The sequence below is a fragment of the Streptomyces rhizoryzae genome, assembly GCF_023155275.1.
Classification (GTDB): Bacteria; Actinomycetota; Actinomycetes; order Streptomycetales; family Streptomycetaceae; genus Streptomyces; species Streptomyces rhizoryzae.
Map to the genome: position 1 here is coordinate 393,803 of NZ_JALMUV010000001.1, position 11,108 is coordinate 404,910.

An 11,108-nucleotide genomic window follows, 5' to 3' on the forward strand; every position below is an offset into this window, starting at 1 on the left:
GCTCGCAATCACCAGTGGCGGCCCCACCGGAGGCCCCGTTCGGCCTTGTCGAGCTGGCTCTGCGCATAGCGCAGGCCGTCCGCGTTGCCCAGCGTGCGGCAGGCGACGGCGGCCTGTTGGTTGGCAGGGACGGCTTCCTCGTAACGCATCGCGTCCACCAGGGCGCCGCCGTGCAGGACGAGAGCCCAGCTCTCCTGGAGGCGGTCGCCGCTGTCCCGGCAGGCCCCGCACCACCGGCGGAACAGAGGGATGAGTTCCCGAGAACGTCCGGACGGGGAGAATGCGCAGCCGAGCTCCGCAAGCGCGTAGGCCGCGGAGCCGGGCCCGAGTGCTGAGTCGTACAGGTCGGCGCCGCGCAGGCCGGCAGTGACGGCCTCCTCGTACCGGCCCACCTTCCAGAGCGCCTTGCTGAGGCCGAGCAGGGACGTGGCCCGGGGGCTCTGCGCGCCGATCGTGCCGTAGGCGGTGGCGGACCGCAGGTAGGCGTCAACTGCCTCCTCGTGGCGCCGCGCCTCCATGAGGTGGTGGCCCAGGTGGAGGCGGGCCTTGCCCTCGCCGTCCCCCTCGCGGACCTCCGCGTAGATGTCGGCGGCCTGGCGCAGGACAGTGATGGTCTCCTTGAGCCGGCCCAGCCCTTTCAGGGCTCGGGCGAGGTTGAGGAACGCGGAGGCCTGGAGGCTGGGGAAGCCGAGCCGGCGCAGGATGTCGGCGGTGCGCACGTAGGCGGGAATGGCCTCTTCGTACCGCTCCTGGCCCAGGAGGAACCCCCCGAGGTTGTACAGCGACAGGGCCTCGCCGCGCTGATCACCCGCCTCCTGGTAGCAGGTGAGGGACCGCCGCGCAGCCGCGATGGCCTCCTCGCGCCGTTCCACCGACGCGAGGGCGAGGCTCAGGTTCCGGAGGGCCTCGGCCTCGCCGTGCCCGTCGCCGCCCTCACGGAAGAGCGCCGCGGCCCGGGTGCCGGCGGTGACAGCCTCCTGGTGCAGGCCGCTGCGCTCCAGGCCGAGGGCGACGTTGTTCAGGGCCTTGGCCTCCTTGAGGCGGTCGCCGAGCTGCCGAAAGAGTTCGGCGGCCCGCCCACTGGCGGCGACGGACTCCGCGTACCTGCCCAACCGTCCCAGGTCAGTGCCGAGTTCACCCGCGGAGGCGGCCTCGGATGTCGGGTTGACCGCGGCGCGGAACGCCGCGACGGCCCGGGTGCGGGCGGCGACGGCCTCCGGGGTGCGATCCAGCTTGACCAGCGCGGTTCCGAGACACTCCCATGCCGCGCCCTCACCACCGCGGTCGCCCGACTCACGGCAGATGGCCGCGGCCTCCTCGCAGACGGCGACAGCCCGCTCGTGCCGCTCCAGATGCACCAGGCAGAGGCCGATGCCGAGGAGCACGTTGCCCTCACCGTCGCGGCCGGTCTCCCGGCAGATCACGAGTTCCCGTTCGTAGGCGGTGACGGCCTCCTCGTATCTGTGCACAGAGAGAAAATCGGTGCCCAGTCCGTGCAGCAACGCGCGTTCCCGGGGACGGTTGCCCGTCTCGCGGTACAGCGCCAGGGCCTGCTCGCAGACGGCAACGGCCTCCTCGTACCGTCCCGCCTTCGTCAGGGCCTCGCTGCGGTTGGCCAGGGCGTCGGCCTCACCGCCGTGGTCACCGGCCTCCCGGAACACGGACGCGGCCTTGCCGCACGCGGTGGTGGCCTCCGCGAACCGGCCCGCCCGAACGCAGGCAGCGCCCAGATTGGCCAGCGCCCGGGCCTCGCTGTCACGGTTGCCGGTCCCGCCGAGGAGCACGACGGCCTGCCGGCAGGGGGCTACGGCCTCCTCGAACCGCCCCAGCTCGATCAGCACGGCACCGAGTCTGCCGAGTGTCCTGCCCTCCCCGGCGGGATCGCCGATCTCCACGCGCAGGGCGGCGGCCCGTTCGAAGACGGGAACGGCCTCGTCGTACCGTTTCAGCTCATACAGGGCGTCGCCCAGGTTGGTCAGGGAGTCGGCCTCGCTGCTGCGGTTGCCCTTCTTCCGGTAGACGGCGGCGGCACGCCGGGTGAGGTCGAGGGACTCCTCGAACCGGCCCAGCCGCAGCAGGGCGTTGCCCAGGTTGTGCAGCGGCGGTCCCGACGAGCCACCCGCTTCGTGCTCCTCGAAGAGTTCCAGCGCGCGCCGGCTGACGGTGACGGTCTCCTCGTACCGCTCGGCCGCCGTCAGGGCGTTGCTCTGGTTGGTCAGCGCGGCGGCCTCCAGGTGCTGCTCGCCGGTCTCCCGGTAGACGGCCGCGGCCCGTCCTGCCGCGTCGGCCGCGTCGGCCGCCCGCTCCATCCGGGACAGGGCGTTGCTGAGGTTGATCAGCGCGGCGGCCTCCAGTGCGCGGTTGCCGGCTTGGCGGTAGAGTCCGGCGGCCCGCTCGCTCGCGGTGGCCGCCTCCTCGAACCGCCCCGGACTGAGCACCCGGCCGGCGAAGTTCAGTAACAGATCCGCCGCGCCGGTCTCGTCGCCGGTGTCCGCACGGGCGTCGGCGGCCCGTTGCACAGCGGTGACGGCCTCCCCGACACGCCCCAGCCCGACCAGGACTCCGCCCAGGTCGGCCAGCGACTTCGTGAGCTCGGTGAGGTCGGTGCCGGGAGCGGCGTCGTCCAGTCTCCGCCGCAGTCGCTCGGCCCTTTCGACGGCGGTCAGCGCCTCCTGACGGCGCCCCTTGCGGGGCAGCGACAACCGGTGCATCGCGTCCGCGTAGGCGGGAAGGTCGAGCGCCGGGTGGGCCACCGCCACCTGCCGGTACAGGTCAGCGGCCTCCTGGGTGGCGGCCACGGCCTCGTCCTCACGATCGAGGTCCCACAGCCGCTCGCCGAGACTGTTCAGCGAGTTGGCGAGCGTGAGGGGCGAGTTGAAGCCGTCCTCGGCCAGCCGCCGTTGGATGTCCACCGCCTCCTGAATGGGCGTGAGCGCCTCGTCCCCGTCGCCCAGCCGGACGAGGGATTCGCCGAGGTTGAGGAGGACGGTGGACAGGTCGGACCGGTAGGCGGCCGGGTTCGCCTCGGCCAGCTCCCGGTACAGGCCGGTGGCCTCCCGTACGGCGTCCAGCCCCTCGTGCGTACGCTCGACGCTGAGCAGCGCGCGACCGAGGTTGTTCAGCGCCCCGGCCAGATAGGGCCGCTCGGCGCCGGGCCGGGCGGCGGCCAGTAGCCGGTGCAGGTCGACGGCCTCGCGGGCGGCAACCAGCCCCTCCTCCCGGCGGCCCGCGTTCGTCAGTCGCAGGCAGAGGTTGCCCAACGCCAGCGCGAGGCCGTGCCGGTGCCCGGCCGGGTCCTCGTCGGCCGCCTGCCGGCACAGGTCGGTGGCCTCCTGGGTGGCGGCCAACGCCTCCGCCGGGCGGCCGTGGGCTTCCAGCCGGTTGCCCAAGCCGGTCAGTGCCTCGCGCAGGGTGTGCCGGTGGGCGGTGGGATCCGCCGCGGTCAGCCGGCGGCTGATCGCCACGGCCTCCTCGGTCAGGAACAGTGCCTCCTCCGGGCGGCCCACGTCGGACAGCCGGCCCCCGTGGTCGGCCAAGGCGGAGGCCAAACCGCTCAGATGGCCCAGGTTTCCGGGGTCGGACCGGACGAGTTCCCGATAGAGCCGGACCGCCTCCTCGCCCGGACCGACCGCCTCCTCCCGGCGTCCCGCGTTGGTGCGGCGCCAGGCCAGGGTGCGGTACAGCCCGGCCCGTCGGCCCAGGTCCGTGGCGGCGGCCAGGCGGTGGGCGATCAGGACCTCCATGACCGCGAGGATGCCGATGTCCAGGTTGACGTCACGGCCGTCGGGCAGCCTGGACTCGACGGCTTCCAGTACGGCCAGCAGCTCGGGGTCGGCGGAAGCGTCCGGGGTGTCGGAGGGCTTGGTGTCGGCGAGGGCGGCCAGGGCGGTCAGGGCCGGGCTGCCGGCGGTGATCGCGAGGTCCGGATCGTCGCGCAACAGCGGGAACAGGACGTTGTCGCGGACATGGGCCCAGCGCCCGGCGGCGGTCGCGAGGAAGGTGACGGCGCGGGGGGCGATGACGGAACGCAGGTCCTCCTCGGCAGTGAGGGCACCAGGGACGTCGCTCGCCCAGGGGTCGGGTTCATAGGACGTGATGTCGTGGCCGGGGGTGAGCAGCCCGAGGAAGTCCTCCGCGAGCCGGTCGGGGTACAGGGGCTCCAGGACCAGGGAGCGGTCGGCGGGCGGGTAGCAGAACCGGTGGTCCTTGAGCAGGTACCCGGAGTGCTCGGGCAGGTCCAGGGTCTTCAGGGCGCGCTTGCCGGTGAAGTGACCGACCGCTCCGGTGAGTACGGAGGTGAAAACGGTCTGGGCCATGACGTCGGGGTCGGTCCGGTAGGTCTGCCCCTGCTTCCCGGCCTCGTAGAGCCGCTGCCAGGCCAGACGCTCGCGGTCCAGCAGATACGCCGACAGCTCGTGCGGCTCGGTGAGCGACGGCTTCTTGCCGTCGGCGTGAGCGTCCACAGCGACCAGGGCGGCCATGTGCAGGTTCAGCGTCAGGCCGAAGTCCCGGTGGTCGAGGGAGCCCGGCGGGTCGATGTCCGCGGTGTCCGACAGGCCGTACAGGTCGGCGGCGCCGTAGCGGTCCCGGGCGGCGGCGAACATCCGCGCGCGGTCCGCGGCCAGTGGCGGAAGGAGCAGGTCGCCGGCGCCGGCTCTGCGTTCGCCGAGCTCGCCGCGGAGCGCGGCGAACCAGCGAACGGTACGGCCCACCAGCAGGACCCGCGTGGGCAGATCCTGGTTGAGCACGGGATCGGACAGCAGACGTACCAGTTCGCTGTGCGCCCACCGGTCGGCGTAGTCGACGACGAGGAGCACCCCGGCCGCGGCCTCGTCCGAGGCGGACGCACCATCCGGCGCTGCCGGGCCGGGCACGCCGCGGAACCCTGCCTGGCGGACCAACCACCGTGCGTGGACGGGCAGTTCCGCGCTCCTGGACTGCTCGGCGAACTCCGTCGCCAGGCGGGTCTTGCCCTGCCCACCAGGTGCGTGCACCAGCAGGACCGACAGCCGCGCACCCGGATCGTCCCGCCACCGCCGCAACCGCTCCAGTTCGGCTTCCCGGCCGACAAACGGCACGACGCGGCTGCGCGCGTCCAGCAGACGGCTGGGCTGTGTCATGAGCCACGCGGACCGGGGAGCGGACAGGGCGGGGAGTGCCTCGATCGCGGGCACACGGGTGCCGTAGACGTTGATCGCCGTCGCGGTACCGCCGTCCCCGACGACGATCGCGCTGCCCTCACCGCTTCGCAGATAGTTGACGCTCGGGCCCGGCTCGGTCACGGCCGCTCCCCCGCGCTTTCGGGACCCGGCGAGGGGACACCACCGGCCCCGTTGGTGACACTCGCGCTCCCTCCGTTCCCCACGACGATCGCACTGCCTTCCCCGCTGTGCAGGTTGCCGACGGAGGGCCCGGCGCCTGGCGTGTGGCCCGGGGCGGGGTCCTTCTTGGCCGGGCCCAGGTCCACTTGGCGGATCTCCGCGCCCGGGACCCAGATCCAGGCCTCGCCCTGATGTTCCTTCTCCTGGACGCCGACGCGCCGGAACTCCTGCGGCGGGATGGTGGTGTACGCCTCCTCGACCACGTCGTGGAAGACGGTCGACGACACCGCGACGGCCAGACAGGCGTACGGTGCCTCGTCCAGGGCAGCGCGCAAAGGCGCGCAGTCGAGGATGCGGCCGGTCTCGACCGGGGCCCGCCCGACGAACCCGTTGGCGCCCAGCCCGACCGCGCCGAAGTGGACCGCAGCGCGCAGCCTGAGCCAGGGCCGTCGCCCCTTGCCGAGGTTGAAGTTGAAGGCGCGCAGGCTCGCGTCCAGCGCGCGCATGAAGTCGTCGACCAGGGCGGGCTCGGAGGTGTCCGCGGGCAGGACGGCGAACAGCGAGTCCCCGCCCTCCTGTGTCTCCCATGCCGCACGGTCCAATCCGGCCTTCGCGGCCGCCGAGTCCAGCAACCCGACGATCGCTTGCTGGAACTGGCGCTGTGTCTCCACGTCGACCCCGCCGTACCCCTTGGCGTCGACCGCCAGCAGCGGCCTGCGCCCGAACGCCGTTACGGCGTCCTGCTCGTCCCCGCCGTTCCCCACCATGACACCTCTCGGTACACGAAGTTCACCGGGGAGAGGAGCATGACTCTCACGTCCCCGTCAAACCAACGGAGTTACCGCACAGACTCCCCATGGAGAGACCCTGCGCCCGCCCGCTCCCCCGAAGACGAGCGTCGGTAACAGCATTCGTACACCTGTCGTCCCGTGTGCACCCCGTGGAAATACGGGTTGCCGGTCCGCCTGGGAAGAGTGACCGCTCCCGAAGTCCGCAGAACCCGCAGAAGTGACTGGTCCGGTCGGGGCCTTCGCCCGCCTACTGGACGGACCTCGTGCCCGTCGACCGAAGGAGACTTCATGGCACCGACCGGACAGGCAGCAGCCGGCCACCCCGCGCAGTACATGCTGACCGCGCTCCAGACGACCCACCAGCACGCGGACGCCAAGGCCGGGATCCTGGCGGCCGCGCAGGCGACGCTGGTCGGCACCTCGGGGACGTGGATCCGGCAGTCCGTGGCCGTCTGCGGGCAGGGCGGCGCGGACGGGGTGTACGCGGGGACGCTGCTGGCCCTGTTCGTCTGCGGGCTCGTCGCAGGCGCGGTGACTCTCGCGGCGACCGTGCGTCCCCGGTTGCTGCGGGGCTCGGCCGACAACAACCGGTACAGCTTCGTCCAGCTGGCCTCGGGTCCCGACATCGCCGACACTCCGCCCACCGGCACACCAGCCGCCGACGAGGCCGCGGATCGCCGGGAGTTGTCGCACACGGTGCGGTTCCTCGCCCATGTCGCCGTACGCAAGTACCGCTGGCTGACGGGAGCCGTGGTGTGCACGACCGTCATGGGGGTGAGCGCGGGGCTGAGCGTGGCCCTGCTGCCGGTGTTGGCCTGACGCCGGCTCGGCTACGGCGGCCCGGACGACAGTTCCGCGAGGCCGGTGAGCCGGGGCAGATCCAGGATCGTGGTGGTCCGGTAGCCGGTCTTCAGCAGGACGTCCTTGCGCAGTTCGCTCAGCACCTTGTGGATGGTCGTCTCGGCGGCGCCGACCATCGTGGCCAGCTCCGGCTGCGTCAGCGAGCAGCCGATCTCCACTCCGTCGGCCCGGTCGGTTCCGTAGCAGTCGGCGAGTTCCACCAACAGCCGGGCCAGCCGCACCTTCGCCGGATAGCCGCGGAAGTCGAGCCGCCGTCTGTTCGCCGAGCGCAGCCGGTTGGCGATGATCCCCGTAAGGGCCACAAAGATCTCGGGCCGGCTCAGCAACAGCTCCCGCAACGTGTCGGCCGAGAGCCTCCGGGCGGTCACCGGGCCGCAGGCGGTGACGGTCGCCGATCGCGGCGCGCCGTCCATGGCCGCCATCTCGCCCACGATGTCCCCGGCTGCCCGGACCGCGAGGAGCGAGGTCTGACCGTTCTCCACTGTCGCCGTGACCTTGACGAACCCGGACAGCAGCAGCAGGACATGCCGGTCGTCCCACCCCTCTCGCAGCAGCACGTCGCCCGCGTCGAACCGGACCTCGGCTCCCCGGCCGAGCAATTCCTGCCGCGCCGGGAGCGGCAGCATCCCCAGCAGACTGCGCGCGGGCCACTCCTCGGGCTGGAGGTGAACAGCCACCGACATCCCCCTGTCTTCCGGTCACAGGACATCATCATGCTGTAAGCACGATGCCGATCTTCATGATCGGCGGACCACGCCCTGCCGCTTGCGGCCGTTGACCAGCTTGCCGCCGTCGAAGCCGCGACTGTCCGCACCGACGACCGCGTCCGCCTTGACGGACTGCGAATCGATCACGCCGGCCGTGGGCTGCACATCCCGGCCCGCCCTCTGCCGTACCCGATCACGCAGCCGGTCGTGAAACTCCCCGACCAGCGCCTGAGCGCACAGCGCCGGAAGATCGAGCGGCTGCAACCGCCCGGGACGATGGCGGTTTTCGGCACCCGGCAACCGTCACGGTGATCAGGTGTAGACGAAAGCCCCGGGCACGGTGGTGGTGCCGCCCGTCGTCGTCACGGTGACGCTCGCCGGGCCGGGGGCGGCCGCGGGGGGAGTGACGGCGGCGATCCGGGTGTTGGAGATGACCCCGAAGGCAGCCGGGACGCCGCCGACCGTCACCGACTGGGCGGTCGCGAGCTCGGTGCCCACGATCAGGACCGGGTCGCCGCCCGCCGTCGAGCCGCTGGAGGGGGTCACGGAGGTGATGCCGGGCGGCCCGACGTAGGTGAAGGTGGCTCGCCCGTAGGAGTTGCTCCGCGTGACCACGGTGACCGGCACAGGGCCGGCCGTCTCCGCGGGTGGCACCGTGACAGTGATCCGGTCGTCCAGGATCGACGACGGGGTGACGGCCACGGTGCCGAAGCGCACCGATGTGGTGGTGATCAGGCCGTGGCCGGTCACGGCAAGGGTGCCGCCCCCGCTCAGCGGGCCGGACAGCGGGCTGATGCTGCTCAGCACCGAGTCCGGGAGGTAGTAGAACCGGCCTACGGTCCGGGTGGTGTTCTGCCCGATGGTGGCATCGATCTTGACGTCGGTCACGAGGCGCGGCGAGACGGCCAGGACCTCCTGATCGTTGAGGACCGTGAAGGAGGCGGCCGGCTGGCATCCGAAGCGGACGTCGGTGGTGTTGCCCAGCCCTTCCCCGATGAGGTCCACCGGCGTCCCACCCGACAGGGGACCTACACCGGGGTACGCACCGGGTGGTGCGGGCAGCACGCTGACCGTCTCGTTGCCGTTGTTGACGACGTAGACCTCAAGGTCGTCCGGTGTGACCACCGGCCAGGACGGCGCGTGAAAGCCCGGTACCGTATCGACGGTCTCGTTCCTGATGAGGTCGATGGCGGAGAGGCTGTCATCGCCGTCGCGCGCGACGTACGCCAGCAGGCCGTGGTGGCTGACCGCCAGGCCGAAGGGGATGGGCAGCCCGGTGACCGTGTCCACGACGGTGTGCGTGGCTGCGTCGATGACGTCCACTTGGTTGCCGCCGTACTCCGTCACATAGATGCGCTGTCCGTCGGGGGAAACCGCCACCCCCCGGGGGAAGACGAACCCGGTGAGAGTCGCGATGACGGTGTGGGTGGCCGTGTCGATGACCGAAACCGCGTTCGCACCTTCCTCAGTGACGTAGACCTCCCTCCCGTCAGGGGTGACCGCCAGGTTGCGTGGCCCGGTGCCCACCGGTACCGAGTCGATGACGGTGTCGGTGGCCGTGCTGATGACATCGACCCGGCTCCCACCCTGGCTGGCCACATAGAGCCTGGAGCCGTCGGGTGACACCGTGAGGCCCAAGGGCTTGTCCAACCCCGGGATGCTGGCCGTGATGGTGCGGGTGGCGGTGTCGATGACCGCCACTCTGTCGACCCCGAAGCAGGCCACATAGGCGCGCAGCCCGTCCGGGCTGACCGTGACTCCCCACGGCCCGCTGGTCACACCGATCGTGGTGATGACGCTCCGGGTGGTCGTGTCGATGACGCTGACGCTGCTGCTCCCGAAGTTGGTCACATAGACGTGCCGGCCGTCCGGGGTGATCGCCGCCATGATGGGGGCGTGCCCCACCGGAATCTCGACCGCCAGCAGCGGCTCATTCGTCGCCACGACGTCCCCCCGGCTCCGCGACTCCCTCCGTACCCGCCGCCGATGCACTGGCAAAACCGGTGCTGCTGCCGGTGAACGAAGTGCCTCCTGCTGGAGCGCGTTGGCCGGTGCTGACGCCGATGACTAGCGGAACCATGACGCTCTCCTTTTCCTGATGTCCGAGTCGATCGCCAGGCACTGACGGCCACCGCGTCGACGGTAAGAGCAGCCGCGAGGGCAACCGCACTGACGGCTCGTCGGCCGGCGGGCTCAGGACGGGTCGTAGACATAGGGCAGGGCGTTGCTGTTCCCGGCCGGGGTGTGCGCCACGACGCTCACCGTGCCGGGTGCCCCGCCCGGGCTGGTCGCGACGACCTGGCTGTCGGAGATCGCCGCGAACGAGGCCGGGACGCCGCCGAAGGTCACCGCATCGGTGTAGGTGAGGTTGCTGCCGCCCAGCACGACCGCGTCGCCCCCCAGATCAGCGCCGTGGGACGGGGTGAGGCTGGTCAGGACGGGTGCCCCCAGATACGTGTAGTACGGATTCCCGGTGGCCGCCGTACTGGTCCCACCCGGTGTGGTGACGGTGACGGTGACCGTGCCGGTCCCGGCCGGAGCGGTCACGTTCAACTGGTTGTCGGAGACCACGGTGAAGCCGGTGGCCGGGATGCCCCCGAAGCTCACGGTGCTGGTGAGCGTCAGATTGCTGCCGAAGAGGATGACGGTGTTGCCTCCGGTGGCCGGGCCGAGGTGGGGGGACAGGTCGCTGACGGTGGGCGCGGCGATGTAGAAGTAGGGCAGCGGATTGCTGGTGCCGCCGGCCGTGCTAACGGTCACATTCACCGAGGACGGCGGCCCGACAGGAGCGATAACTGTGATCTGGGACGCGGTATTGGTGAGGATGGTCGCCGCATTACTTCCGAACTTCACCGACGTGGCGCCGGAAAGATTCGTGCCGCTGATGGTCACCACATTGCCACCTGACGTCGGGCCCGAGGCAGGACTGAGACTGCCGAGAACCGGAACCGGAGCAGCAACATAGGAGTAGATCAAGGCATTGCTGGTGCCGTCGGCCGTAGTGACTGTGACAGCGACCGACGATGGCGGCCCGGCCGGCGCAAGCACCGTGATCTGACTCGCAGTATCAGTGAGCATCGTCGCCGGAACACCCCCGAACTTCACCGACGTGGCACCGGAAAGATTCGTGCCGCTGATGGTCACCACATTGCCACCTGACGTCGGGCCCGAGGCAGGGCTGAGACTGCCGAGAACCGGAACCGGAGCAGCAACATAGGAATAGATCAAGGCATTGCTGGTGCCGTCGGCCGTAGTGACTGTGACAGCGACCGACGATGGCGGCCCGGCCGGCGCAAGCACCGTGATCTGACTCGCAGTATCAGTGAGCATCGTCGCCGGAACACCCCCGAACTTCACCGACGTGGCACCGGAGAGATTCGTGCCGCTGATGGTCACCACATTGCCACCTGACGTCGGGCCCGAGGCAG

At 71.1% G+C, this 11,108-nt stretch carries 6 protein-coding genes and 1 pseudogene; 1 reads left to right on the plus strand and 6 read right to left on the minus strand.

The window, feature by feature from the left end; genetic code table 11:
- Positions 1-8 precede the first annotated feature (8 nt).
- Together MUU72_RS01800 and MUU72_RS01805 are read right to left on the minus strand one after the other, a co-directional pair.
- The gene (locus MUU72_RS01800) at positions 9-5,282 is read right to left on the minus strand and encodes a tetratricopeptide repeat protein (RefSeq protein WP_248011269.1); all 5,274 of its coding nucleotides are present in this window, start codon (positions 5,280-5,282) and stop codon (positions 9-11) included.
- Positions 5,279-6,088, minus strand: a complete 810-nt coding sequence (locus MUU72_RS01805) for a hypothetical protein (RefSeq protein ID WP_248011270.1) — start codon at positions 6,086-6,088, stop codon at positions 5,279-5,281. Before MUU72_RS01805 ends, MUU72_RS01800 begins: the two co-directional genes overlap by 4 nt.
- Before the next feature lie 312 nt (positions 6,089-6,400).
- On the opposite strand from MUU72_RS01805, the gene MUU72_RS01810 reads away from it, so the two are divergent.
- The gene (locus MUU72_RS01810) at positions 6,401-6,931 is read left to right on the plus strand and encodes a Pycsar system effector family protein (protein WP_248011271.1); all 531 of its coding nucleotides are present in this window, start codon (positions 6,401-6,403) and stop codon (positions 6,929-6,931) included.
- 11 nt (positions 6,932-6,942) lie between these two features.
- Here the strand turns inward: MUU72_RS01810 and MUU72_RS01815 are convergent, their stop codons facing one another.
- The 4 genes and pseudogenes from MUU72_RS01815 to MUU72_RS01830 all read right to left on the minus strand — a co-directional run.
- A complete protein-coding gene (locus tag MUU72_RS01815; RefSeq protein WP_248011272.1) occupies positions 6,943-7,650 on the minus strand; it encodes a Crp/Fnr family transcriptional regulator in 708 nt (235 codons plus the stop codon).
- 72 nt (positions 7,651-7,722) lie between these two features.
- Positions 7,723-7,866: pseudogene (locus MUU72_RS01820) on the minus strand (IS5 family transposase); the annotation flags it as partial.
- 126 nt (positions 7,867-7,992) lie between these two features.
- A complete protein-coding gene (locus MUU72_RS01825; protein WP_248011273.1) occupies positions 7,993-9,624 on the minus strand; it encodes an IPT/TIG domain-containing protein in 1,632 nt (543 codons plus the stop codon).
- Positions 9,625-9,873: 249 nt separating this feature from the next.
- A partial coding sequence (locus MUU72_RS01830; protein WP_282503483.1) for an IPT/TIG domain-containing protein occupies positions 9,874-11,108 on the minus strand: 1,235 nt, incomplete at its 5' end.